Origin of the sequence: Chryseobacterium binzhouense (assembly GCF_007474545.1) — a bacterium.
Taxonomy (GTDB): domain Bacteria; phylum Bacteroidota; class Bacteroidia; order Flavobacteriales; family Weeksellaceae; genus Chryseobacterium; species Chryseobacterium binzhouense.
In genome coordinates this window covers 343,038-369,796 of sequence record NZ_VKOG01000003.1, presented here as the reverse complement: position 1 = coordinate 369,796, position 26,759 = coordinate 343,038, and the positions used below count along the sequence as shown (strand labels likewise).

Here is a 26,759-nt window from a genome sequence, read left to right as displayed (position 1 = left end):
AAAACATAAATATGAGTACACTATTCACAAATCAAAAAAAGATTGAGGAGAATTTTATTTCTATTTTCAATAATAAAGGGATTATTGGTTCTGTTGCAGAAAAAGCAATGAACAATTATCAACAAAAAAAGCAAAGTCGTACAGATGCAGCAAGCAATCAACAGTTGCATTATTTTTGTTTAGGTCATGCTTTTAAAAACATTGATACTAAAGAAATTTTTAAATTTAATTCAGATGATAAACCAACAAGATTTAAAAATTTGCATAAAGAAAATTTTAATTTTAGAATAGACCCCAATCGTTTTTTTTGCAATACAAAAACTGAAAGAGAAGAAGACATAAAAAATGATTTTCTTTTCTATTTAATAGATGCTGTTAGAAACATAAATTGTCATTTTATCCATCAGTTTGATGTCATCCGATTTAATAAAAATGATAATCCAATAAAAGCGGCAATAGTTCCGTTTTTAAAAGAAAGTTTTACACTGGCTTTAGTATTAGCTTATCAAAAAAAGGAAATACAAAAGAATAACGAACAAAAAAATGAAATACCAACTATCGAGTTTCTAATAGATAATCTAAATTCTATTATACTTCCGTTTTCAAAAGAAGTTTTTTATCAAACTTTATATACTAAAACTAAGGTCAATGGAAAATTAGTAGAAAGAACGTTGAACGAAAAACAGAAAAACATTAAAGGCTATATTGATTTGAATTTTGAAAAATTAGATGGCTTTATTGATTTTTTACTTTTTAACAATGTAGAAGAAGATATAGATTGGGAGCTAAACCCAAGTGAACAAAATTCGCATCAAATTTTGCAAATTGAAAAAGGCAACTATCTTTCTTTTAACGGATGCTTGTTTTTATTATCATTATTTCTTTATAAAAATGAAGCCAACAAATTAATCCCAAAAATCAGTGGTTTCAAAAAAAATGGTACTGCCGAAGATCAAGCAAAAATTAATGTTTTTACTGTTTTTTCAAAAAAATTCAGTAGCCAAGATATACAACACGAAGATCAAAATTTAGTAAACTTTAGAGATATTATTCAGTATTTAAATAAATATCCTGTAGCGTGGAAACCTTTTTTAGAATTTGATGAAAACAAAGACAAAATAACAGATAAAAATCTCATTGAAAGAGATTATCCTTCTGAAATGGTAAACCCTCTAAAGCTAAAAATTGAGATACAAGAAATTCAAAAATACTTTCCTTATGTTTTTAGCTACTATGATGTATTAAGTGAAAAGGATGTACAAAACAGAACAAATTATCAAAACCTTAAAACTGCTTTTTTACAATATGCTCTCAACAAATTATTTAGAAAATCTGAACAAAAAGAAAATAAACTCTTTGACCATTTTATAGAAAAAAATATAGAGTTTCAGCATATTTATTTTAGAGTTTTATTGAATCAAGCAGAGCCAAATAACAAACAATATCAAATAAATAAAGATACTTTTGGTGGAAATACAGGAAAATTTAAAAACCAAATTTTAAATTATACAACATATAACTTTATCAAAACTACTGCTTTTGATAGTTGGAATGGAAGAAACAGAACGAATAAATATTTTTTCAAAGATTTTAATCTTAATGAAAAAACCGATAAACTCAAAAAAAGGATAAAAGAAAAATCTATTTACACTTCTAATTGCAGAAACCAAGACCGCTTTTTACTTTTTGCCATTCGATATTTGGCAGAAACCAATTATTTTGGAGAAGATGCCCAGTTTAAAATGTATCAGTTTTATGATATGTTGGAACAGAACTCACATATTAACACATTATCCAAAAAAGAAAAAGATAAACTAAAATACGACGGAGGTAAAATTGTTTACTTTAAAACCTATAAAGAACATCTAAACCAATATCCAGACTGGGAAATGCCGTTTTTGGTAGAAAACAATGCCGTTTTTATAAAAATAGCAGGACAAGAAAGAGTTATTGCCTTGCAAAAAAACATTATTGTTTATTTTCTAGAAGATGCTTTAAAAGGAAATACTGAAGGAGCTAAATTTTTAAATGATTTCATTGCATTTAAACATACTAAATATAATGAATACAAGGAAATTTTACTAAATAATGAAACAATAACCGATGGCCAAAAAACTGAACTTTTAAAAGTTTTCCCCAAAAGACTTCTGCATCTATACAATGAAGCAAAACAAAACAATCTGCCTGAATTTTCTGCATTTGAGCTAATTCTTAAAAAAGCAGAGTTTATGGAAGAAAGATACAATAAGCTGAAAGACCAAGCCGATGAAAACGGAACGCTCGATTTTTTTGAGAAGAAAAATAAAGGCAGACAGTTCAAACTGCAATTTATTCGCAAAGCCTGTAACATTATGTATTTTAAAGATGCCTATTTTGAAACTACTGAAAAAGAAGGACATCACAAAGCAAACAACATAAGTAAAGATGAAGTAAATAATTTTTCTAAGTGGATGTTTTTATTTAATGGTAAAGACGATGATATTTATAAACAGAAATTGCGAACCCTTTTTGAAAGTAAAAAATTTTTTCAAAACGCAGAATTTCAAGAATTATTCAATGAAAGTAAAGATTTGAATGATTTCTATAAAATAACAAAAGAATTGTTTAAACAATTTTCTTTAGTGCCAAAAGTAAAAAGCAACAATCAAAATGAAGTATTAAAAAACTACATTGAAAATCATTTAGAATCGGGTAATATCTATCTTAATCACAGTATTTTTAGAGAGTTTATCTCAAAGAATACAACCAATATCGTTATAGAGAATAATAAAATACAATACCAATATGTAAACGGAAATAAACAGTTTTTGGTAGAAGAATATTATTATAAAAACAAAATAAACTACAAAGAACCAAAAGCGCACAAACATCTCTTTGCAAAACTAAATGCGAATAGATTAGAAGACTGTCTGTTATATGAAATCGCTTTTAAATACCTTAATAAAGAAAACAACGAACTAAAAGAAAGAGTAGATAAAGTATTGAATAGAGATATATTGTTTACAGTTAGCAAACAAAATGAAAATAATTCTGCATATAATCTTATTATTCCTTTTAATAAGGTAGATCGTTTCTTTGAACTAAAAGCCAACGGAAATGACAATAATAATATTTTAAGCAATCTAAAAAAATATCTAGAAAATATTGCTGGTAAAACCAGATATGATGATAAATTCAATAAAATATTTGATAAAGAAATCATCAACCTATCTCATGATTTTAAAAATTCAAATATCCTAAAATTGGAAGATATAAACAAAGTGAATAATCACATTATCAATTCCTCTGTTCGGTTTACAAAATGCATAATGGCACTAGAAGAATACTTTATTTGGAAACATAAAACAGTAATCACCAAAAATAACAGAATAGACCTTACCGAAATTGTAGAACTTTACGACCATAACAACCAAGGAAAGTATTTCAATAAAAGTATAGATGTAAAAAAACAAGTGAGGAACATCGCGTTACATTTCAACCTGCCATCTTTAGATAAAAGTTATTATCAGTCATTAATAGATTTTGAAAAAGTTTTTGTGAAAAATGAAGTGAAATCTAAACTCAACGAATCTTTAGACGAGAAAGGCAAAATGCCCGAAAAAGTATTAGAAAGTTTTATGTTGGGAATACACGACAAAGATACTTTTATGAAAAAAAACTTTCACGAAGCCAAAGCTACACGTATAGAAAAATTGACAGAGAAGCATAAAGAAGAGTTTGTTTATAAATCAAATAAAACTTTTTACAATACACAAGATTTGGAAAAGGATAAAGAAAAACAATTAAACAGTTTTATTGTAGATAAATATTGGGCTAAAGAAGAAAGCAAAGTAAGAAAACAAAAATCAATTGAAGAATACATTAATATTGTAAACAAGATTTTATAATAAAATAATAACGCTCTTTGACATCACCGGTAAAAACAAAAAAAGCTAATTTTACAAACAAGATAAAGAAATTTGCCGTGTTTTTAGAATCCTAAAAACAGGCTTTACACTCTAATAAAACCGAGTATTTTGCAACCCAAAAATATTGAGGTTGCGACTGCTCTCAATTTTGGAGGGTAAACACAACTATTGAGATTGGAAACCGTAGTAGTTGTTTGTTGCGACTGCTCTCAATTTTGGAGGGTAAACACAACAAGCGGCTTACCGTCTTCAGCTTTGCCATCGTTGCGACTGCTCTCAATTTTGGAGGGTAAACACAACGGATCTTGCCTTGAAATATTGACCGTGTGAGTTGCGACTGCTCTCAATTTTGGAGGGTAAACACAACTATAAAATAACTATTGAAAAAAGTTATAGGGTTGCGACTGCTCTCAATTTTGGAGGGTAAACACAACCTTAGAGAAAAGCATGAACAAGATAATAAAGTTGCGACTGCTCTCAATTTTGGAGGGTAAACACAACCTTATTTCCATTGTTACCTGTTCCCCAATAGTTGCGACTGCTCTCAATTTTGGAGGGTAAACACAACAAAAAAGAATCTAGGTGAAGATCATTTCTGGTTGCGACTGTTCTCAATTTTATCAATGAGTTTTTATATTTTTAAAAAGAATTGATGAATGTTATTTGGAGGGTAAACACAACAAACCCTGTCAAGGTTCAAAACCTTGACAGGGTTATTCTTTGGTACATAAAAGAAGATGTAGGAATGTGAAAATTAAACAGTTGCTTTGTAATTCCTGTATATTCGAGACTTTTAACAAACTTTAACTCAAAAATGGCATTCATTATGTTGATTAATGCAAGTATTTATCAGAAATTTACCCATTATTTTAAATTAAACTATGTCAGATTCATATCAAGCAGAAGACATCCGCCAGCTTACGGAAAAAGTGAAAGAGCAAAATTACTTTTTTAATCTTCTGAGACAGGAAATCAATAAAGCAATCGTAGGGCAGCAATATATGATAGACCGTCTTCTGATCGGTCTTTTGGGAAATGGTCACGTTCTTTTGGAGGGTGTTCCGGGTCTGGCAAAAACTTTAGCGATAAAGACTTTGGCAGAGGCCGTTCATGGGGATTTTTCAAGAATACAGTTTACACCGGATCTGCTTCCTGCCGATGTTGTGGGAACGATGATCTTCAATATCAAGGACAACGATTTTTCCATAAAAAAAGGTCCTGTTTTTGCCAACTTTGTTTTAGCAGATGAGATCAACCGTGCTCCTGCGAAAGTGCAGTCGGCTCTTTTGGAAGTAATGCAGGAAAAGCAGGTAACCATCGGGGACGAAACAATGCCATTGCCGAAACCGTTTTTGGTTTTAGCTACCCAAAACCCAATTGATCAGGAAGGAACTTATCTTTTGCCTGAGGCACAAAGTGACCGCTTTATGCTGAAATGTAAAATAGATTATCCGGAATTTGAGGACGAAAGAAAGGTTATGAGAATGGTGTCTACCTCGCATCAGCCGGAAATAAGACCTGTAATTTCTCTTGAGAATATTGTGGAAGCAAAATCTTTGGTTAATCAGATTTATCTGGACGAAAAAATTGAAAAATACATTCTGGATATGGTTTTTGCTACCCGTTTCCCTGAAAAATACGGACTTTCTGATTTGAAAAATTACATCAGTTTCGGAGCTTCTCCAAGAGCATCAATCAATCTGGCAATTGCTTCCAGAGCGTATGCATTCCTTAAGGGAAGAGCATTTGTCATTCCTGAAGATGTAAAAGCTTTGGCGCAGGATGTTTTAAGACACAGAATCGGACTGACTTTTGAAGCGGAAGCTGAAGAAATTTCAGCCGAAGAAATTGTTAGCAGAATTTTAGCAAAAATAGAAGCACCGTAATCAGAATTTGAAAATTTGAAAATCCGGAAATTTGAAAATTATCTTTTCACTTTTTATTTTCAAATTCTCAAATTAGCACATTTTCAAATTGAGTATGCAGATAAAAGACATCATTAAAAAAGTAAAGCAGATAGAGATCCGGACCAGAAGGAAAACGGAAGCTTCGCTGATGGGACAGTATCACAGTGCTTTTAAAGGACAGGGAATGACGTTTTCAGAGGTTCGCCCTTATCAGTTTGGTGATGAAATCCGCAGAATCGACTGGAATAAAACAGCACGTTTCCGCGAGCCGTTTGTAAAAGTGATGGAAGAAGAGCGGGAGCTTACGATGATGATTCTGGTAGATATTTCTGCATCCATGGATTATGGCACAAAAACTCAGCTAAAAAGAGAATATGCCGCAGAAATTGCAGCAAGTCTCGGCTTTTCTGCGGCAGGAAACAATGATAAGGTTGGTTTAATTCTTTTTGCTGACAAAGTCTATAAAGTGATTCCGCCACAAAAAGGAAGAAAACATATTTTATCAATCATCAGCCATATTTTGACGGCAGATTATATACCTGCTGTTTCAAAGATTGATAAAGCTTTAGAATATATGATGGGAATTTTCAAAAGAAAATCTCTGGTATTTCTGCTTTCCGATTTTGAAGATGAATATGATCCTAAAACGCTGCGTGTGGCATCCAAAAAACATCAGCTTTTAGGAATGAGAATTTATGATGAAAAAGATAACGAGATTCCCGATGTAGGATATGCGCTGCTGAACGATGCAGAAACCGGAAAAAAGATTTGGGTAAATACATCCAGTGCAAGATGGAGGTATACTTTTGCGGAAGCGCAAAAACAAAAAATAAAAATGCTTGAAGAAGATTTTGCCAATTCTTCTGCCGAGCTTCTTAATATAAACACAGGAACAGATTATTCTAAATTGTTGTATAATTATTTTCAGAGAAAATAGATCAGCAGCTATGTTTGCTAATCTTATTCTGACTTTAACCTTGAATGATAAATTAAATTGAAAAAAGTACTTTTATTACTCTCTTTTTTAATCTGCGCAAATTCTTTTGCACAGCTTCTGTCTTCTAATCTGGAGAAAAAAACTCTGGCTTTGGGTGAGGTTAATCATTTGGTAATAAAAATTGATAATCTGGGAAGCAGACCTGTTACTGCTGCACAGAAAAATGAGCTTCTGCCTTTTCATTTTGAAGAAATAAAAGACAGTATCGGGAGCAATTTTAATTCCTATGAAAGAAAAATTGAATTTGCTGTTTACGAAGAAGGAACTTTCAAAATCCCCGAACTTGAGTTTAAAGTTGGAGAAAAAGTCCTGAAAACCATTCCCTACGAAATTGAAGTCATCAATACCGCTCACAAAGAAGATCAGATCAATGATATTATGAGCAACAAAGAGGTTCAGCTAGAAGTTACCGATTATTGGGAGCTGTACAAATGGTACTTTTTGGCAGCTTTAGCATTAATTGCCCTGATTATTGCGATCGTAATGTTTGTAAAGTACGGCAGAAAAAGTAAAGATTCTCCTGTTGTAACCACCAATCAGACATTAAAGGAACTGGATTCATTAAAAAAGAAAAAGTATATCGAAGAAGGAAATTACCGTTCGTTTTATGTGGAATTAATTGATATTTCAAGGAAGTTTATTACCAGACAATACAGCATTCCTGCCGATGTCTTACTTACAGATGATCTTATTTCTTTAATGAAACAGAATAATACAATTTCCCAGGAAAATGAAAAAATAGTGGAAGATGTATTTTTAAGAGGTGATTTGGTGAAGTTTGCCAAAACATTTCCCGATCAGCAGATGATGGAGAAAGATTTTGCCGAAATAAGAGATTTCGTAAAACGCTCATCCAAAGATATAGAATTTGAAAACCTAAGAAAAGATGTTTAATGTAGATTTGGAATTGTACAGCCCGTGGTTTTTGCTTTTTTTTGTGGTTTTTATACCTCTTTTATTCAGAGATTTAAGCCAGAAAGAGAAAAAGGGAATCAAAGTTCCGACTACCCAAAGTATGGAGCAGAACAATGGTATTCTGCCGGTTCTTTTCCTTTTAAAAATTTCAAAATACATCATCCTTTCTGCCTTGATTATTGCCATGGCAAGACCCAGAACCTTTTCTGTGTCTCAGGACAGGGACGAGACGAAAGGGATTGATATTATGCTCGCTGTGGATGTTTCTCTGAGCATGTTTTCCAAAGATTTTGATCCGGACCGGTATTCGGTCTTAAAAAAAATTGCCGTTGACTTTATCAGAAACCGCCCGAACGACAGGTTTGGTCTTGTAAATTATAAACTGGAAGCTTTTCTGAAAGTTCCGCTCACTTTTGATCACGACGCAGTCATCAACGAAATTCAAAACCTGAATCAGAGAGAAATGGTTGACGGAACATCTGTGGGAGACGGTTTGGCTGTTGCTGTGAATCACCTTGTGAAAAGCAAGGCAAAAAGCAAAATAGTAATCTTGATGACCGATGGAGTGAATAATCAGATCAACGGATTGTTTCCGCCACAACTTGCCGCCGTTCTTGCGAAAGAAAATGATATAAAAGTTTACTGTATTGGGATCGGAAGCAACGGATATGCTCTTATGCCCGTAGACGTAGATGAATTTGGATTTTTTTATCAGGAAATGCCGGTTTCTATTGATGAAGATACCTTGAAAGAAATTGCTTCTACAACGGGAGGGAAATACTATCGTGCAGATTCTGAAAATAAGCTTCAGGAGATTTATTCTGATATTAATACACTCGAAAAAACTGATATTAAAGTGACCAAAAATTATAATTATGAAGAGTATTTCAAAGTTTTTCTCTGGATTGCTTTGGGAATGCTGGTCTTTGATGCCGTTTTGCGTTGGGTGCTTTATAAATTTATAAGCTGATGAATTGGTATTTAGGAAATTACTGGTACTTACTGCTGTTGTTGATTTTGCCGTTTCTGTCTGTGCTTTTTGTGCGCTATCTTCGCTGGAAAAGCAGGAAAAAGGAACTTTTTGCAGAATCGAAATTTCATGACGGTTTATTTGAGAAAAACACTTCTTTTCTCAGATTTTTTCCTGTGCTTTATTTTTTGGCGGTTCTTTTTCTTATTTTTTCTATTGTTGATTTGCTGAGCGGATCCGAGAAAATAAAATCTGTTCAGAAAATGAACAATGTGATGTTTGTAATGGATGTTTCTAACTCAATGAATGCGGAAGACATCAGTCCAGATCGTCTGACTCAGGCCAAAAATATCATTATCAACACAATTAAAGAGCTGAAAAATGATAAAATAGGCATTGTGATTTTTGCAGGAGAAGCTGTTTCTGTCATGCCGCTTACGACAGATTACGGTACGGTTGAAACTTATATTTCAGATTTAAAAACGGATAATATTACAATTCAGGGAACCGATTTTCTTCAGGCAATGGAAATTACTTCCGGAAAATTTAAAAATATCAGTAAAGGTTCGAGAAAGGTAGTTTTAATCAGTGACGGAGAAGATAACGAAGGGAATGATAATGCTGCGATAAGATTGGCAAACAAAGAAGGGATTACTATTACCTCTGTAGGAGTAGGAACCGATGAAGGTGCACCCGTTCCTGTTTATGAACTTGGTCAGCTTGAAGGATATAAATTTGACAGAAATGGTGAAACAGTTATATCTAAAAGACAGACACAAGCGCTAAAAAAAATGGCGGAATCTACAGGCGGAATCTATATTGACGGAAACAATATGAATGATGCACCTCGAAGAATAGCTCAGGAAATCAGCAAAAAATCTTCTGAAACTGATACGGTAGTCAATTCCCAGAATGCGAATCATTATTATCAGTATTTTTTAGGAGTTTCCATATTCTTTTTTATACTCATTTATCTTTTTAATCCCAAAAGAGATTTTAATCTTTGATAAATTGCAGAATAATTACTTTAACCCAATTTTAACAATTAAACCGCTGTTTATTAACATATAAAGAGATAATTTTGCAATAGATGAATACTAAAATTCTATTTTCAGCGTTAATACTCGTTTTTGTGTTCTCAGGTTTTGTATCTGGGCAGGAAAATTACAGAACTTTAGTATTTGAAGGAAATCAGAAGTTTAAGGGGAATGACTTTGATGGGGCATCTTCAAAATATATGGAAGCTATAAAATCCAACGAAAATGATTTTACAGCGCACTACAATTTAGGAAATGCACTTTATAAAAAGCAGAAATATCAGGAAGCGCAGGAAGAATATTCAAAAGCTGAAAAACTCTCGCAGACTTTACCGGATAAAGCTGCAGCATTACATAATCTTGGGAATACGATGATGCAGATGAGCGAGCCGGCAAAAGCCGCAGAATATTATAAGCAGTCATTAAAGCAGGATCCTTACAATGAAGCAACAAGAAAGAATTACGAAATTGCCAAACTTAAAATAAAGGAACAGCAAAGAAATAACGGCGATAAAGATAACGGCCAAGGCAAAAGCGGAGGCGGAGAAGATCAGAATAAAGGCGAAAAAGGAGATTCTAAAGATCAGAAAAAAGATCAGGGAAATGGTCCTCAACAGAGTAAGGGAAAAGATAATAAACCGAATGGAAGCGGACAAGAAGGAAAACTCCCGAAAGATCTGCAAAAAGCGATTTTAGACAGTATTGACGGCAGGGAAAAACGTACTGCCAGAAGAATATTAAATAATAAATCTTATTCTAAGCCTGCGAGCAACGAGAAAGATTGGTGATGAAGCAAAAAATTATTTACGCATTTTTTACCCTCATATCTGTAATATCTTACGGACAGGTTGAGCTTTCTATGAAAGCTGATAAAACCGATTATAACGGCAAAGATATCGTAAACCTCACCATCGTTCTGGAGCTTAATGGAGATAATCTTGTACAGCAAAGTAAAATAATGCTTCCTGATCTGTCTAAATTTAATATGATCGGGAACGGTTCATACAGCCAGGCTTTTATGGATGGCTCTACCAATACTTCTGTAGAACAGTATATAACCAGAATAGCACTGGAACCTAAGCAAAAAGGTAAGATCAGAATCGGATCTGTATTGGTCAATGTAAATAATAAGATTTACAAAACCGAACCTTTTGATATTTTCATCAGGGATATAGATAAAAAACCTGTTGTTAACGTCAGCAATGATGTTTATCTCAATATGGAAATTGAAGACAGGGAAGTTTATCAGGATCAGCCGACAATTGCTGTTTTGAGAGTGTATTCAAAAAATATTGATCACCTTAGGAAAGTAAAAAACATCCGTCTTCCGCAGCAGGATAATATCAATGTACATCCCGTAAGTTTAAAAAGATCTGATATAGATCCGAATGGCTTTGGAAATATGGCATCACAGATTCTGGCAGTTTTCATGGTGTTTCCTAATGAATCCGGATTTGTGGAAGTTCCTCCGGTATCTGCATCGGTCAATACTTTTTCTAGCAAAAATTCAATTATTTCCAATAAGGTAAAATTAAATGTAAAAAAACTTCCTGAAGGTTCTCCTGATTCATTCAAAAATGCTGTAGGAAACTTTAAAGTAGATGTTTTCTGCAATTCAAAAGAAAAAATTGAAGTTAAAAAGCCTGTAAATGTTACGGTAAAAGTATCTGGTGAAGGAAATCTTGCTGATATGACTCTTCCCAAAATAGAAGAATCTCCTTTTTATGATGTGTTTACACCAAAAATCTCATCATATATACGTCCCGGTACAGCAGGGATGAAGGGTGAGATTCTTGCAAAATATGTAATTATTCCAAAAAAATCCGGAGATCTTGTCATTACAACGGAGGCTTTCTCGTTCTTTAATCCTCAGGAAAAAGAATATGTGGATCTAGGGGAGAAAAAAATTGCGGTCACAGCATTTTCGCACGATGAGGTTTTGGAAGCAAGATCTACTGTAGAAAAAGTAAATGAATATACGAATACATTTCTGGAAACGGTAGACAGCCCTGTACTGAAAACAACTTCTTTCAAAGTAAAAGAAAAAAGCAAATTTAACTGGAGTATCTTAGTTACCAATATTGTTATTCTTTTAGGATTAATCATTGCCTATTTTCTGTTTAAAAATTGGCAAAAAAAGCGAAATATTGTTAAAGAAAAGTCAACTCCTAAACCATTGGGTTCTGTAGCTGAAACAGAAGCCGAAATGAGACAGAGCTTAAAAACAGACATTACCGACTATTTTGCATATCTTGAGAATCTTAAACTTTCAGCAGAAAAACAAAAGTTTTTTGAAACATTTGAAGAAATGGATGCAGAAGTCAGAAGCCAGTATTTTCAAAGCTCTAAAGAGGATTTTATTGCTTTTCTCGAAAGACACAAAGGTCAGGATGTAGCTGAAAATTACCAACAGCTGATTCATAAAATTCAGATGGAGAAGTTTTCTCCTCTTACTTCTGAAGAATCTCTTAATGATCTTCTTGTTGATATTGTTAAATTATACTCTGTAATTAGCAAATAATCATTTTTTATTCATAATTTTGCGAAATTAATAATTTTGAGTGATGGAAATCTTTGAAAGTTTTGCTATTAAAGAAGTATTTACCTGTTTTATGGTTCTTTTTGCCGTGATAGATATTATAGGTTCTGTACCTATTGTTGTAAGTCTACAGCAAAAATTTGGTCAGATAGAAGCAGGAAGAGCCTCCATTACTGCGGGGCTTATTATGATTGTATTTCTTTTTGTTGGGAATAAAATTCTGAAATTTATCGGAGTAGATGTCAACTCATTTGCAATTGCAGGTGCTTTTGTAATATTTATTATTGCTCTGGAAATGATCTTAGGGATTGAAATTAATAAAACAACGGAAGCCAAATCGGCATCTATTGTTCCGATTGCATTTCCTCTGGTTGCAGGAGCAGGAACATTAACAACTACCTTATCTCTTCGGGCAGAATTTCATGATATTAACATTATCTTTGGGATCATTCTCAATACAATTTTCGTATATTTGGTGCTGAAATCAGCAAAGTGGATTGAGAAGAAAATGGGAGAGGCGTCACTGGCAATTCTTCAGAAAGTTTTCGGAATTATTCTTCTTGCAATTTCAATTAAATTATTCACCGCCAATTTTGCACAGCTCGTGCAGAATTATATTAATTTTTAATGATCATGCAAAAGTTTTATAAAGTATTTCTGGTAGTTTTTATTGTCTTTATTGCTATCAATCTATATGCAATTGATTGGAGAACAGATTTATTGTCTGAAGATAACCTTAAGTTTGTTTTTTCAATTCTTGCTGCCTTTTTAGGTTTAATATTACTTTTTGTTCTTAACACATGGAGTAAAATAGGTGTGAAAAAATAATAAGACTTACAACTATAAAAAACCTCTTTCAAATTGCTGAAAGAGGTTTTTTTATTTTAAAAATTCATCTTATTGTTGTAATCCTGACCAGCCAATTGCCCAGGTCGGAGTTGAAATTCCGTTGCCTGCCCCAGTTGCATCTGGCTTTTTGAAGTAAGTAGAATCTGCAATTGCGACTGCAGTACCTCCGGAAGATTTTAATGAAACTTCAGTAGAAACATTATCAAATAAAATATTGCTGATTTTTTTCTTTCCGTTGAAATAAGTTACTGATGCATCACCTTCAATCATAATTCCTGTTTTCCAGTTAGATAAAACGATGTTGTCGAAACTTGCTCCAGCTCCTTTGTATAATTTTACAGCAATAGAATCTCCCACATTACCTCCTATGAAAGTGGCATTTCTAATGGTTGGATTAGATTTTGGAAGTGCATTATCGTTAAGGTCGTTGTTAATTCCTTTTAAGCCGAGATTTCCGGTACCGTCTGTTTTTCTTTTGGTGTAAATATTGGTTGCTGTACCAATCCAGCCATCTCTGTAGCTGATAGAATGATTTGTATTTCCTATCGAAACAATATTGGAAACATTCACTGTTCCGCCATAAATTTCTATGCCGTCTTCTGCGTTATTCACAGTTGCAATATTCTCAATTCGGGTTTCGTTGCCTACACCAAACAATGACAAACCGTTGAATTTCTTTCCACTGGTGATTTCTGCACCTGCGTATTCAATTCGAACATAATTTAAAGATCCCGAATTATCATCAGAATCTGTTCCGCCGTATGCTGCATTTCCTATTTCTGAAACACCAGAAAACCCATTATTCACAGGAGCCTTGCCACAGATAACAATACCGCCCCAATTTTCAGAGTCAGTATTTTCTGAAGTGAAGAGCACCGGTGAACCAGAGGTACCGTTAAGATAAATTTTTCCGCCTTGTTCTACCAAAATATATGAGGATGCACCTTCAGTTGCAGTAATTCTGGTTCCTGCGGGAATTACAAGAATGCCACCGTTTTTGATAACGACAGAACCTGTGAGTTTGTAGTTTATCATGGCATCCAGTGTTACCGTTTCTCCGTTTTTCACTTCTCCTTTAAAGTTATCAGGATTCAGTGCAATTCCCATCGGAACGATAGAGGGTAAAGTTTCTTCATCTTTACTGCACGAATGTATGGATGCACTTATTGCGAAACTTAGTAAAATTATTTTCAGCAGGTTTTTTTTCATTCAAAAAATATTATGTTTCAGATATTTTAATGATCTAAAACGTTGAATTGTTATTAAATATATTAAATTAAATGAATAATGTTATCAGTTTTCTGCTAATTTTTTAAAGCTTTCAATCTTATTTTGCAATTCAGTCAGCATATCGAGATTGATGATTCCGCTTTCCAGATCAAAATTTTCGTAGAACTTTGGAAGAGAAAATGTTTCTTTAATTTCTGCTCCGAAGTTCGGAAAGAAAGTTTTTGCAGCATTCATCACATTTCCTCCACCATATCCGCCAGGTGAAGTACTCATCAGAAGCATCGGTTTATTTTGAAAAACTTTTACATTAATTCTTGATGCCCAGTCGAAAATATTTTTGAAAGCAGCAGTATACGAACGATTGTGTTCTGCTAAAGAACAAATAATGGCATCGCAATCTTCAATTTGTTTTAAAAACAAATGTGCTTCTTCAGGAAATCCTTTCTTTTCCAAATCAACTGAAAATACAGGCATAGAATAGTCATTCAGGTCAATGAGGTTGATATCATCATCGTCCTTAAAGCTTTTCAATACAAATTTTACAAGTTCTCTGTTGATGGATGTGGAAGAAACACTTCCTGCAAAAGCAAATATTTTCATAAGTATATTTATTATTTTTAAATTAAATAGGAGCTATTTTCGATTTAAAACAGCCTTCGGAAGAGGAACATATTCCTGATCATCACCGGGAATCAAAGGAAATGCTTCATGATTCTGGTCATGCCAATTGATTTTTGCTTCATCAATTTTTTCTTTATCCGAATGTACGAAATTCCAGAAGATATGTCTTTCTTCGGGAAATGGCTCTCCTCCAAACAGGTAGAGCGTGGTATTTTCATTGATCTCAAACTCACATAGTGAAGCATTTTTTGCGATCAGAAGCTGTTTTGTACCGTATTCATTTCCTTCAATATTTACAGAACCTTCCAGAACATACATTCCGACTTCACCAAAAAGATGATGACCAATATTCAGTTTCTCTCGAGATGTGCTTTTTATTTCTACAAAATACAGCGGGCTGTGCACAGGAACTGTAGATTTTTGCCCAAAAGCTTCACCGGCAATGAGTTTGTATTGATTATTACCTTCATTCCAAGAAGGAATTTCTTCTGCTTCAATATGGAAAAATGATGGTTCACTTTGTTCCAATTCTTTTGGAAGCGCCACCCAGATTTGAAAACCATGCATAAACTGGGGAGAATTCCTAAGGTATTCAGGAGTTCTTTCAGAATGTACGACACCTTTTCCGGCGGTCATCCAATTAACGGCTCCCGGCTTTATTTCTGTGGCTGAACCAAGACTGTCACGATGAAAAATTGAGCCTTCAAAAAGATAAGTAAGTGTAGAAAGACCAATATGAGGATGCGGCGGAACATCAAAATTCTGGTATTCCTGAAGACATGTAGGTCCCATGTGGTCTATAAAAATAAAAGGACCTACGCATCGTTTTTCACGAAAAGGTAAAAGTCTTCCTACAAGAAAATTGCCTATGTCTGCAGCTCTTTCTTCTACTACAAGACCAATATTTGACATCATATTTATTGAATTTAGCAGTTAAATATAAGTAAGTTTTAATGAATAGAATACTATTAAACCAAGAGTTTGTTTATTTTATCTTAATTATCTGTTAATATCTAAATGATCAACAAGGAATCTGTAATTTTTATATACTGTTTTAAGTTAAATAAACAAGCATCACAAAGCAGATAATTTTATTAAAATAAGCAAAGTTCTAGGAGTAAAAATAATCAAAAAGAATTATAGTTTTTCATAACCTTCAAATCTTTCGTCTACCAAACGTTTCCATTCAGGATTTTTTTTGATAAATGCAAATACATAAGGACAATAGGGCAGAAGCTTTTTACCACTTTCTTCAATATACATTAAAGTTTTTTCGACTACTGCAGCGGCAGCTCCGGTTCCTGCTAATTCTTTTGGCGACTCTGTATGAATAAGGGCAATCTGTCTGCTGTTTTCTTTATAGTCTATAAAAGCAAAATAACCATTTACTTCTATTTCAAATCTTTTTTTGTCTTCGTTTTTTACCAACGGGATGTTATCAAATTCTGGTTTCATGAGTTAAATATTTGAATCAAAATTATCATTTAATGCAGTTCTGTACATTGATGTGTGATAAGTTTGAAAAATTATTCCTGAGATTTCATATTTTTTCCGTCATAGACATGGAGTCGTCTGAAAACCAGTGAAGATAAAATCGTAAGCACACCAACCGTAAGAAAAGTATAACGGAAAGCCTGATGTACTTCATTATTGATAAGTTCTGTATTGTTTTCATAAATTTTCAGAACAATCAAGCCAAACGCAATTCCGAAACCGACCGCAAGCTGTTGATTAACTGATAAAAGTGAATTTCCGCTGCTTGTCTGAAAATTTCTGAGGTCTGCAATGGAAATGGTATTCATAGAAGTAAATTGTATGGAATTGAAAAAGCCCATGATAGCAATTATGGGAACAAACCAATAGATGGAAGTTTGAATATCCGGAATGGCTAGACAACAAATCAATATTCCGATTACAGAAGTATTGACCATCAAAGTACGTTTGTAGCCAAATTTATTGAGAATTCTGATTACAGAAGATTTTCCAAACATAGCTGTAAGTGCCATCGGAGCAACAATCCAGCCCGAAATTACCGCTGACTGCTGATAGGCAATCTGAATCATCAAAGGGAGAAGGAGCGGTACAGCACTGATTCCTAATCTTGTGGCAAGATTTCCTACTATCCCAACCCGGAATGTTCTTACCTGAAACAGATTTAAAGGAAATATAGGATTTTCACCTTTTTTAGCATGACGGTAATAATAATAAAGAAATAAAAAACCTAATATAAAAACAATCAAGACCGGAGTTGTGTTTTGTGATTCACTAAAAAGTTCCAGCGAAATTGAAAGCAAAAGTGATGCAGCAGCAAATATGAGAAATCCTTTCAGGTCGAAGTCAGTTTTTTTGGAATTGTAGTTGGGCGTAAATTTTAAGCCTAAAATAATTCCCAGAATGCCAAAAGGAATATTGATAAGAAAAATCCAGTGCCAGGAAAGATAATCTACCATATAGCCGCCGACCAAAGGGCCGAGAACAGGACCAATCAATGCAGGGATGATTGCAAAATTCATCGCTTTAAGCAATTCATTTCTGTCAAATGTTTTGATAAGGGCTAATTTTCCTACGGGAGTCATCAGACTCCCTCCAACTCCCTGAATTACCCTTGATATAACGAGCTGTGTAAGGTCTTGCGAAACAGCGCAAAATAAAGAACCCAAACTGAAAAGAATCAGAGAAAAAACAAAAACTTTTCTGGTGCCGAATCTGTCTGCCATAAAACCGCTTACCGGCATGAAAACCGCCAGAGTAAGTACGTAGCTGATAATCGCGTTCTGCATATTAAGAGGCGACTCATTGAGATCTTTTGCAATAGAAGGGAGAGAGGTGTTAAGGATCGTAGAATCCAGCATCTGCATAAATATAGCGGTTGCTAAAATCAATGGCAGTACTTTTTTTACGGTTTGTCGCGGTGTAGATGTTGAAGGCATTAGCACAAAGATTAAAATCAGTTTAGATTTATAATTGAATATTCAGCTGTTTCGGCTCAATAAATTTAAGAATCTTATAATGAAAATAAATTCAGAAGATTCAGAATAAAAAATATTTTTTGGATTGAGCAGCTATCTATTTTAAATAAAAACAGAAAACATCATTCCAAATCAATTATTTTACGAAATTTGTTTGATAAAAGTAATCTCAAAATATCATGATTAAAAGCAAAACATATCCCAACCAGCCTGTCATAAAAATGAACAACGGAGTAGATATTCCGGCTTTAGGCTTCGGTGTCTGGCAAATGGAAAATCAGCAGGAATGTGAAAATGCAGTAGTAAAAGCAATAGAAACCGGCTACAGAATGATAGATACTGCTTCTATTTACCTCAACGAAACGGCAGTAGGAAATGCTATTAAAAAAAGCGGAGCAAACCGGGAAGATTTATTTGTAACTTCTAAACTCTGGGTACAGGATTTTAGCTATGAAAAAGCAAAGTCTGCTTTTCGCAGAACACTGGAAAGGCTGCAGCTTGATTATCTTGATATGTATCTTATTCACTGGCCTTTCGGAGATTTTTTAGGAGCATGGAAAGCAATGGAGGAGTTATATGAAGAAGGACAAATTAAAGCCATTGGTGTCTGTAATTTTACGGTTGAAAAAATGGAAGAGCTTAAATCACGTTCTAATATTCTTCCGGTGGTGAATCAGATTGAACTGCATCCTGTTTTTCAGCAGAAAGAACTTCAGGTTTACAACGAAAAAAACAATATCATTACACAGCCGTGGAGTCCGCTTGGTAATGGAAATGCAGAACTTCTGGATAACCCTGTGCTGAAAAAAATTGGTTTTAATCATAAAAAATCAGTAGCTCAGGTGATTTTAAGATGGCATTTACAGGAAGGTTTTTGTGTGATCCCAAAATCTGTAACTCCGTCAAGAATTGAACAGAATTTTGATGTTTTTGATTTTAAGCTTTCAGAAGAAGATATGAAAATAGTTCGTTCTTTAGACACCGGAAAACGCTTGTTTTTTGATCCAAAAGATCCTGAATGGGAAAAGAAAATGCTGAATTCTGTGGCGGATATTTGATTTTTAAAGAAATAGTCAGCTGTTAATTTCGAGTTTGACTTAAAACATTACGACTATATAATAACAATAAAATGAAAAATTTATTACTTGTAATTATAATAATAGTTCCCCATCTGATTTCTGGACAAAGCTATACTTCTTTTTTTACTGGAAACACAACAGATATAGTCACCAGTCCATCTGGCGGAATATGCCTGATGGGCGGAGCTACTGAAGATGATAATGCTATGAAATGGTTTCTTCAGCGAGCAAACGGCGGAGATATCTTAATATTAAGAACAACAGGTTCAAACGGGTATAATTCCTATTTTTACTCAGGACTTGGTATACCAGTAAATTCTGTTGAGACTATTGTTTGTAATAATTCATCTGCAGGTTATGATCCTTATATTGTACAGAAAATTCAACAAGCAGAAGCAATATGGTTTGCGGGTGGTGACCAATGGACATACATAAGTTATTGGAGAAATACGCCTGTTTCTGATGCTATTAATCATGCAATTCAACATCGTAATATTGCAATTGGTGGGACTAGTGCCGGAATGGCAATATTAGGAAAGTATTACTTTTCAGCACAGAACGGAACCGTATCTTCTGCAACAGCTCTTTCCAATCCTTTCAATAATGCTGTAACGGTTGATTCTGCTGCATTTTTAAACAATAGCATACTAAATGGTACAATAACAGATACTCATTTTGATAATCCGGACAGAAAAGGAAGGCTGATGACGTTTTTAGCAAGAATAAAAACTGATTATGGTGTTTATGCTAAAGCTATAGCATGTGATGAATACACAGCTGTCTGCATAGACAATAATGGGATTGCTCGCGTTTTCGGAGGTTATCCGACGTATGATGATAATGCCTATTTTATACAGTCAAACTGTGGTCTTTCTGTACGGGAGCCTGAAAATTGTACTACAGGAAATCCATTAACTTGGAACTTAAACGGTTTAGCAATTAAAGCCTATAAAATCAAAGGTAATAGTCTTGGAAATGGCACTTTTAATTTAAACACTTGGCAATCAGGAATAGGCGGGGAATGGTATGATTGGAGTGTAACCAACGGAATTTTTTCGGAACAAACTGGTGTCGCTTTAAATTGTTCGCCGTTATCTGTTGCTGAATCTTCTACAAAATCAGATATTGAAATATATCCAAATCCAACATCCGGTAAAGTAAAAGTTACACTTAATATTGTTAATGGAACAGAAAATACTTTTTGTCTATACAATACTCTTGGACAGAAAATAGAAGTAACGATGACAAAGCTCGATAACATTATGGAATTTGATATAAGTGACCTTAGTAAAGGGTTGTATTATTTATCTGTCTATACGAATAATGGAAAGGTCTATCAAAAAAGAATTATTAAAAATTGAAAAAACGAGATGTTTTTTTTAAGTAAGACTGAATAAACACTACTCTGTATATACTTTCTATAATCAAAAATATTTACCTACAAAATATTTATTAAAGAAGCGGATTTACAGTATTTAAATAGTTTGAGTCACTTTTTTATATAAATTATTAAAAGTAAAGTGCAGAGAGGATATCAGTAGAGATATCAATAAATAGTTATTCAAAATTTTCTATAATTAAATTTACGAAATATACATTGCAGCAGCTTATACCGACAATAAATGAGATAATCAAGTTTGGACTTCAACCAAACTTAAAATTAAGTAAAGATACCAGAAATACATTATTAGAAAAATCTTTAATAAATATTTACAGCTTATATTTTAATATTGAATATGTTTTTGACAATACAGAATTTGTTGTCTTTAACAAAGAAGAGCTTCTGCAAATAAGGCAGAATGTCGAAAGTAATTTTACAGATTTCGGGCTTTATAAAAAAAATATCAATAAGCTAAACGAAACATTAGATGAGAGAATAGGTGACGCCATTGACGATCTTACAGATATAATAAAAGATCTCTTACAAATCAAATGGAGAATTGAAAACAATAGTCTGGCTGATGGTCTTTGGTATTTTCAATTCATTTTTTATAATCATACTCAACAGCATATTCTTGATCTTTTAAATTACATGAAACAGCAAAATGAGTAATTAATCATAACTTTTTATTATTCCTCATAATTCAGCCTTTTTAAAATAACCGACCGCAAACGCTCTTCATTTTTGTCGCCCCAGTTTCCTAAGGTGGAAATGACAGGAATCAGCGTTTCACCAAACTCGGTGAGGCTGTATTCTACTTTTGGAGGAACAACGGGATAAATTTTCTTGGTAATTAGCTCGTGTTCTTCCAGTTCTTTCAGTTGGATATTCAAAACCCGTCTTGTAGCATCGGGTATTTTTCGTTGCAATTCGCTTGGTCGTTGGTGACCTTCATTGATGAACCAAAGCAAACGGATTTTCCACTTGCCATACAATACTTCGCCTATCAAATCAAGACCGCAGTTCAGATTGGGTAAAATTTTTCTCTCATACATCATGTAAATTTAAACCTATGTTCCAAAATGTGCAATAGGGGATAAATTTATCCCTATGTGAATCGTATTTCCGTACTTGTGAGAAGGGTACATAAGTCTCAACTTTGCCCTAAATAATTCAACAATGAAACAAGATTTTAATTTCAACAATGAGCTTTCAGGAAAAATTGCTTTGGTTACCGGTGGTACAAAAGGTACAGGAAGAGCTATTGCACAGCGGCTTTCTCAGGCGGGAGCTACGGTAATTATTATTGCAAGAAATGCGCCCGAAGTCAGTAGTGAACAATTACATTTCATTTCGGCAGATCTGAATACAACAAACGGAACTGAAAAAGTAGTAGATGAGGTTTTGGCAAAATACGGCAAATTAGATATTTTAATCAATAATTTGGGCGGCTCTGAAACAAAAAGCGGTGGTTTTTCGGTTCTTACCGATCAGGATTGGGAACATTCCATTCAAACCAATCTACTTGCCCCAGTCCGCTTAGACAGAGGATTTTTACCAAAAATGCTTAATCAGAAATCGGGAGTTATCATTCATATTGCTTCTATTCAGGGGAAACTGCCGCTTTACGATTCCACCTTGCCTTATGCAGCCGCAAAAGCAGGCTTAATCAATTACAGTAAAGGCTTGTCTAAAGAAGTTTCGGGAAAAGGTGTGAGAGTTTTAACGGTTTCACCCGGCTGGATTATGACCGCATCGTCCGAAAGAATGATGGATCGTATTGCAGAAAGTTCAGACATAACAAAAGAGGAAGCCACAAAAAGTGTGATGGATGCATTAGGCGGAATTCCCATTGGCAGACCTGCGCAGCCTGAAGAAATTGCAGAGTTGGTCGGTTTTTTGGTTTCGCCGAGAGCCGCTTATCTTACAGGAACTGAATTTGTAATTGACGGCGGCACCATTCCTACTATTTAACATTTGGCGTGTCCCTTCGGGTCGGGCTATCCGCTATATCTTTTGCTCCATTTTATTTCGCAAAAGGATGCCGCTTCTATCCCTCACGCATTAAAAAATAATATTAAACATCAAAATATAAAAACAATGAATTTACCAAAAGTAATCACAGATCTCGTAATGGCACAAAACAGTTTTAGCAGTACCGCTTATGCCGATTGTTTTACCGAAACAGCAGTAGTTTTCGATGAAGGAAAAACATACAAAGGGAAAAAAGAAATACAGAACTGGATTGATAAAGCCAACAAAGAGTATCAGGCAACAATGAAACCGCTGGAATATTCTGAAAAAGATCATACTCTGAAGGCTGAAGTTTCGGGTACATTTCCTGGAAGTCCGCTAGTTCTGAATTATCACTACGAATTTCAGGAAGGCTTAATTAAATTACTGGAAATTGTATAAAAATCAACTTAACAGACAAAGGTTGGAAGAAAATTTAATATTAGTATTTAACCTCAGTTTGGGATAAGAAATAAATTTAAATAATTGATTTATCGCATTATATTTAATTTATCGAAAAACAAAAGATTTTTTACTTTTTGAAAGTTTTTAAGCTAAACAAAGGCACTTCGTTTATTGAAAAAGACAAAAATGGTATTATTTTGATAAGTTTTACGCCTTTGTATATCTTAAAAGCTGAATTCTTGATAATTGAATCTTTTTGTTTAACGTTGCGTTTAAGAAAACTTATCCCGAACTCAGGTTATTTAATAATCTTCCAACCTTTAACCAAAAAAATAAAATTTTGTTAAAAAAAAATGATGTTAATATTTTTTACACTTTTTTTATATATTTGAAGTGTGGCATGTGAAACCACACTTATTATTGTATGACACAACGTTAAATCAAATCTATTAACAAATGAAAAAAAAATTATTTCTTGGTTACTCTTTATTTTTAATTTCAAATTTCTATTTTGGACAGGTCGGGATAGGAACTACAACACCGGATCCATCCTCTATTCTGGAACTTTCTTCTGCTAATAAAGGTTTGCTCATTACTAGAGTTGCTTTGCAAAGCCTTACTGATAATACCACCATTACTACCGGAAATGTAGAAAGTCTGCTTGTTTACAATACGACCGTAAATACAGAATTAAAAAAGGGTTACTATTATTGGTCAGGAACAAAATGGGAACTGCTGTCTGTTGAAGGAATCAATGATTGGAGTACACTAGGAAATTCAGGGACAAATCCGGCATCCAATTTTTTAGGAACAACAGATAATCAGCCTGTTTTAATAAAGACAAACAATGTCAACAGACTAAGAGTGGGATCAGAGAGTTCTGTCGGACTTACAAATTTACAGTCAGGGGTTAATTCTTCTACTGCATATACAGGTGATGTTACCAACTTCAATTCGAATACAGATCTGCTTTCTGGCGCTCAGGCTGCTAATGTATACGGAATTGATAATCTGATGTATTTAAGAAGCGGTTCAACAATTACCGGAACTTTCAGGGCACAACGAAACCGTCTTTGGAATGTACAGACAGCTAATTATCCAAATGTAATAGGAGTTTTGAACGAATACAGAGGAGAAGGTACAGATATAACTACTTTTTACGGATTTCAGAATACCTATGATTTCAGGGTAGCTTCCAATACAACAGACCTGTATGGTTTCAGCAATAATTTTACAGGACAGGTTAACGGCACCATTACGAACTATTACGGTTTTTTCTCCGGAGTTCATTCGTCATTAGGCGGGGCAACTAATTATTATGGATTTTATCAGCCCAATTTAGGGACAGCTTCCAACAGATTTGCTTTTCTTTATAAAGGAAACGGAACATCTACTAAAGATGTGTCGGTTACAGGATTAGGCAGAGTTGGCGTAGGAACTTCCACTCCAAATTCTCAACTTCAGGTCGATGGTTCTGTATCTACAAGTTACATTACAACCGGAACCAGTACCGGAACCTTCAATGTCAATGAAAACCATTATACTATAAGAGTTTTTAATGATGTTTCAACTGTTAACCTTCCCAATCCAACGACTTGTCCGGGAAGAATTTATATATTAATTGGAAGTAACGGTATTACGAATAAAAATCTTACGGTAACCGGTGGCGGTAGTATTTATGATGATGTTGCCAATACTACAATCAATACTATTGTTGCAAGACAAAGGTATCAGCTGCAGAGTGACGGGACAACGTGGATTGTTATCGGAAATTAAACTAACGCAAAGTAGTTTTTTAGAAATTATCTGAAGCTTAAGTATTTTAATCTGTTTGATTCTAATAATTTGGCTTCAGGTCTTTTTCTCTTTCCAGTTTTTGAATTAGCTTTCCTTTTACTACTGTAAAAGTATAATCCTTCGCTTCTGCAAAAGAAATTTCATACCTTCTCTCAATATTTGCAAGCTCATGCGGGAATTTTGCCAGAAGGTGATCATAGTATTCATCCAGAAAATCTCTGGAAGGTAAAATATAGTTGATTTTAAGCTGAAATCTTCTTAGAAGTGCGGCGTCTATAATTTCGGGATGATTGGTAGCGCAGATTAAAAGCGCATTTTCAGGATAATAATCAATAAGCTGAAGCAGAGTGTTTACCAGTCTTCTCATTTCACCAACATCTTTGTCGTCACTTCCTCTTGCTTTGCCAATCTGGTCAAGTTCATCAAGAAAGAGAACTGATTTTTCTCTTGCCGCTTTATCGAAAATCATTTTGATGTTCTGAGAAGTTTCCCCGATTCTTGAAGAGACGATATTGCTCAGATTAAGAATAATAATATTTTTGCCTAAAGCATTTGCAACGGCTTTTGCGGTCATGGTTTTTCCACAGCCTGAACTTCCCTGCAGCAGGATTTTGTTGTTGACAGGCAAACCATATTCCTGAAGTTCTTTGATATAAGTGTGTTCTTTGATGAGCTGTACAATCTCTGATCTGTTTTCAGGTGAAAGATACACATCATTCAGAGTAAATTCTTCTTTGTCTTGAATGATAAGATTATACAAATTCATAATTATTATGCTTTAATGAAGCACAAATATAATCAGAACTGCCTGAATGAAAGATAAATTGCAGAAGAATAAATGGGAAATTATGTTTTCTAGGCTCTTTTACTCAGAAAGAGTAAAAGAGCAGCAGTTTAATGATAAACTGAAAACATATGAATAATAAAATTTGTTAAATAAGAAATGATACAGCAGAAATTAGTTCCCTTCTCTCCTTACTGTTGCAAAGTAAGAAGTTACTAAAACTGCACATGTTGCGATACCGATATAAGCGATCATAATTTTTAAATTTTTAATATTATTAATTTATTTTGTGAATTTTGTAATGCAAAGATATGGTAATATTATCACTTTGCAAATACTGTAATTATGACGTTTATCAGTGTTAAGTGTTGTTTAAATTAGGTTTTTTGCTGTTTTAAGGTTTGTTTTAATTATAGTTGAATAGGGATTCTCAATAGTTATTTAATTATATTATTGCTAAAAAATTATTAATTTTTTAATGATTGTATATTTTGCTTTAAAACTGTGATAAATCCAAACTTCAGATCGTGCTGAAGATTTTGAACGAATTTTATAATTTCACAGAACTGTAATGTTCTCAGATTTAATGATTTTTTAATACAGCTTTTGGTCTTTTTCACAGTAAAAACTTGTCCTTTTACTTTTCCCTGTTTCTTTTTTACTGATTGATTTTCCGCAAAGAGGACATTTTTCCTGATGATATATCTGAAAATGCTTTTTTAGCTCGTTTTTCCTTTTCCATTTCAAAAAATCAAAGCTGTAACCTTGTGTTTCTTTGATTACTTGATGTAAAACTTTATCAGGAATCGCTTGAATTTTGCATTCAGGATGCACTTTAGCCCTGAACAATGCCTCGTTCTTAATGATATTTCCAACACCTGAAAACAGATCCTGATTCATCAATGCATCACAAATCATCATTTTTGGTAACGCTCTCATTTTTTCGACCGCTTTTTCAGAGTTCCATATATCACTCATAATATCAGCTTCCCAATCAATTGTATCAAGTTCTTTATTTTCGATGATTTTTGCAGAGCAGGTATAGAAATACATTGTTCCGTTATCAAACTGTAAAGAAAGTCTCAAAGATTTAACTTCGGGTTTTTCCTGTAAGCTGTATGATCCGAACATCAATAAATGAATTCTGAAGCTGAAATCTTCAAAGATTAAAAAAGTAAGTTTTCCAAAAGTTTTAATGTCTTTCAGGATTTTATTTACAACTGCTTTTTTATCAGAGATAATGCTTCCGTGTGCAGCGATAACTTTTTTTCCTTTGAATTGCTGCAAATCTTCTTTCATCAAAATAATGGTAGGTCCTTCCGGCATGGTAATGATTTTAGACGGAAAACTCAAATATT

23 protein-coding genes and 1 CRISPR repeat array are annotated in these 26,759 nt (G+C 33.7%); of the genes, 15 read left to right on the top strand and 8 right to left on the bottom strand.

Translation table 11 applies throughout. The features are described 5' to 3' along the window. Positions 1-11 precede the first annotated feature (11 nt). The 9 genes from FNE73_RS10345 (at position 12) to FNE73_RS10305 (ending at position 12,901) form a co-directional block, all read left to right on the top strand. Positions 12-3,887 carry a hypothetical protein gene (locus tag FNE73_RS10345; protein ID WP_143884530.1) on the top strand — a complete coding sequence of 1,292 codons (3,876 nt, stop codon included), beginning with the start codon at positions 12-14 and terminating at the stop codon, positions 3,885-3,887. Positions 3,888-4,037: 150 nt separating this feature from the next. After that, a CRISPR array of direct repeats spans positions 4,038-4,476; the repeat unit is 37 nt; unit sequence GTTGCGACTGCTCTCAATTTTGGAGGGTAAACACAAC. Positions 4,477-4,789: 313 nt separating this feature from the next. Continuing rightward, positions 4,790-5,794 carry an AAA family ATPase gene (locus tag FNE73_RS10340; RefSeq protein ID WP_143884529.1) on the top strand — a complete coding sequence of 335 codons (1,005 nt, stop codon included), beginning with the start codon at positions 4,790-4,792 and terminating at the stop codon, positions 5,792-5,794. 94 nt (positions 5,795-5,888) lie between these two features. Next, entirely contained in the window at positions 5,889-6,752 is an 864-nt protein-coding gene (locus FNE73_RS10335; RefSeq protein WP_143884528.1) for a DUF58 domain-containing protein, read from the top strand. A gap of 57 nt (positions 6,753-6,809) precedes the next feature. Further along, entirely contained in the window at positions 6,810-7,706 is an 897-nt protein-coding gene (locus tag FNE73_RS10330; protein WP_143884527.1) for a BatD family protein, read from the top strand. Further along, positions 7,699-8,697 carry a vWA domain-containing protein gene (locus tag FNE73_RS10325; protein WP_143884526.1) on the top strand — a complete coding sequence of 333 codons (999 nt, stop codon included), beginning with the start codon at positions 7,699-7,701 and terminating at the stop codon, positions 8,695-8,697. Before FNE73_RS10330 ends, FNE73_RS10325 begins: the two co-directional genes overlap by 8 nt. After that, complete coding sequence (locus tag FNE73_RS10320; RefSeq protein WP_143884525.1) at positions 8,697-9,704, top strand: vWA domain-containing protein; 1,008 nt, start codon at positions 8,697-8,699, stop codon at positions 9,702-9,704. Before FNE73_RS10325 ends, FNE73_RS10320 begins: the two co-directional genes overlap by 1 nt. An 83-nt stretch (positions 9,705-9,787) precedes the next feature. Then, positions 9,788-10,522, top strand: a complete 735-nt coding sequence (locus tag FNE73_RS10315) for a tetratricopeptide repeat protein (protein WP_143884524.1) — start codon at positions 9,788-9,790, stop codon at positions 10,520-10,522. After that, a complete protein-coding gene (locus tag FNE73_RS10310; RefSeq protein ID WP_143884523.1) occupies positions 10,522-12,255 on the top strand; it encodes a BatD family protein in 1,734 nt (577 codons plus the stop codon). Before FNE73_RS10315 ends, FNE73_RS10310 begins: the two co-directional genes overlap by 1 nt. Before the next feature lie 43 nt (positions 12,256-12,298). After that, positions 12,299-12,901 carry a MarC family protein gene (locus FNE73_RS10305; RefSeq protein ID WP_089742939.1) on the top strand — a complete coding sequence of 201 codons (603 nt, stop codon included), beginning with the start codon at positions 12,299-12,301 and terminating at the stop codon, positions 12,899-12,901. A 269-nt stretch (positions 12,902-13,170) separates the two neighbouring features. Here FNE73_RS10305 and FNE73_RS10295 read toward each other — a convergent pair whose 3' ends face one another. From FNE73_RS10295 to FNE73_RS10275, 5 genes are all read right to left on the bottom strand, one after another. Next, the gene (locus FNE73_RS10295; RefSeq protein ID WP_143884521.1) at positions 13,171-14,331 is read right to left on the bottom strand and encodes a hypothetical protein; all 1,161 of its coding nucleotides are present in this window, start codon (positions 14,329-14,331) and stop codon (positions 13,171-13,173) included. A gap of 84 nt (positions 14,332-14,415) precedes the next feature. After that, positions 14,416-14,952 carry an NADPH-dependent FMN reductase gene (locus tag FNE73_RS10290; RefSeq protein WP_143884520.1) on the bottom strand — a complete coding sequence of 179 codons (537 nt, stop codon included), beginning with the start codon at positions 14,950-14,952 and terminating at the stop codon, positions 14,416-14,418. Between the two features lie 33 nt (positions 14,953-14,985). Beyond that, on the bottom strand, positions 14,986-15,885 hold the full coding sequence (locus FNE73_RS10285; protein ID WP_143884634.1) for a pirin family protein: 900 nt from the start codon (positions 15,883-15,885) through the stop codon (positions 14,986-14,988). Between the two features lie 225 nt (positions 15,886-16,110). Continuing rightward, positions 16,111-16,428, bottom strand: coding sequence for a GNAT family N-acetyltransferase (locus FNE73_RS10280; protein WP_143884519.1), 318 nt, complete (start codon positions 16,426-16,428; stop codon positions 16,111-16,113). A gap of 71 nt (positions 16,429-16,499) precedes the next feature. Then, entirely contained in the window at positions 16,500-17,903 is a 1,404-nt protein-coding gene (locus FNE73_RS10275) for an MFS transporter (protein ID WP_143884518.1), read from the bottom strand. Positions 17,904-18,121: 218 nt separating this feature from the next. Here FNE73_RS10275 and FNE73_RS10270 point away from each other — a divergent pair, with 218 nt between their 5' ends. From FNE73_RS10270 to FNE73_RS10260, 3 genes are all read left to right on the top strand, one after another. Beyond that, positions 18,122-19,000, top strand: a complete 879-nt coding sequence (locus FNE73_RS10270; protein WP_143884517.1) for an aldo/keto reductase — start codon at positions 18,122-18,124, stop codon at positions 18,998-19,000. Between the two features lie 197 nt (positions 19,001-19,197). Further along, entirely contained in the window at positions 19,198-20,382 is a 1,185-nt protein-coding gene (locus FNE73_RS10265) for a T9SS type A sorting domain-containing protein (RefSeq protein WP_228430021.1), read from the top strand. Positions 20,383-20,618: 236 nt separating this feature from the next. Continuing rightward, the gene (locus tag FNE73_RS10260; RefSeq protein ID WP_143884515.1) at positions 20,619-21,074 is read left to right on the top strand and encodes a DUF5063 domain-containing protein; all 456 of its coding nucleotides are present in this window, start codon (positions 20,619-20,621) and stop codon (positions 21,072-21,074) included. Positions 21,075-21,091: 17 nt separating this feature from the next. Here FNE73_RS10260 and FNE73_RS10255 read toward each other — a convergent pair whose 3' ends face one another. Further along, complete coding sequence (locus tag FNE73_RS10255) at positions 21,092-21,457, bottom strand: winged helix-turn-helix transcriptional regulator (protein WP_143884633.1); 366 nt, start codon at positions 21,455-21,457, stop codon at positions 21,092-21,094. A 124-nt stretch (positions 21,458-21,581) separates the two neighbouring features. Between FNE73_RS10255 and FNE73_RS10250 the strand changes: the two genes are divergently transcribed. The 3 genes from FNE73_RS10250 to FNE73_RS10240 all read left to right on the top strand — a co-directional run bounded on the left by FNE73_RS10250 (position 21,582) and on the right by FNE73_RS10240 (position 24,596). Further along, positions 21,582-22,376, top strand: a complete 795-nt coding sequence (locus FNE73_RS10250) for an SDR family oxidoreductase (RefSeq protein WP_143884514.1) — start codon at positions 21,582-21,584, stop codon at positions 22,374-22,376. A gap of 126 nt (positions 22,377-22,502) precedes the next feature. Then, on the top strand, positions 22,503-22,817 hold the full coding sequence (locus tag FNE73_RS10245; protein ID WP_143884513.1) for a nuclear transport factor 2 family protein: 315 nt from the start codon (positions 22,503-22,505) through the stop codon (positions 22,815-22,817). 459 nt (positions 22,818-23,276) lie between these two features. Further along, entirely contained in the window at positions 23,277-24,596 is a 1,320-nt protein-coding gene (locus FNE73_RS10240) for a hypothetical protein (RefSeq protein ID WP_143884512.1), read from the top strand. A gap of 61 nt (positions 24,597-24,657) precedes the next feature. Here FNE73_RS10240 and FNE73_RS10235 read toward each other — a convergent pair whose 3' ends face one another. Beyond that, on the bottom strand, positions 24,658-25,383 hold the full coding sequence (locus tag FNE73_RS10235) for an AAA family ATPase (protein WP_143884511.1): 726 nt from the start codon (positions 25,381-25,383) through the stop codon (positions 24,658-24,660). Between the two features lie 612 nt (positions 25,384-25,995). After that, entirely contained in the window at positions 25,996-26,754 is a 759-nt protein-coding gene (locus tag FNE73_RS10230; RefSeq protein ID WP_228430018.1) for a DNA-formamidopyrimidine glycosylase family protein, read from the bottom strand. Between the last annotated feature and the right edge of the window lie 5 nt (positions 26,755-26,759).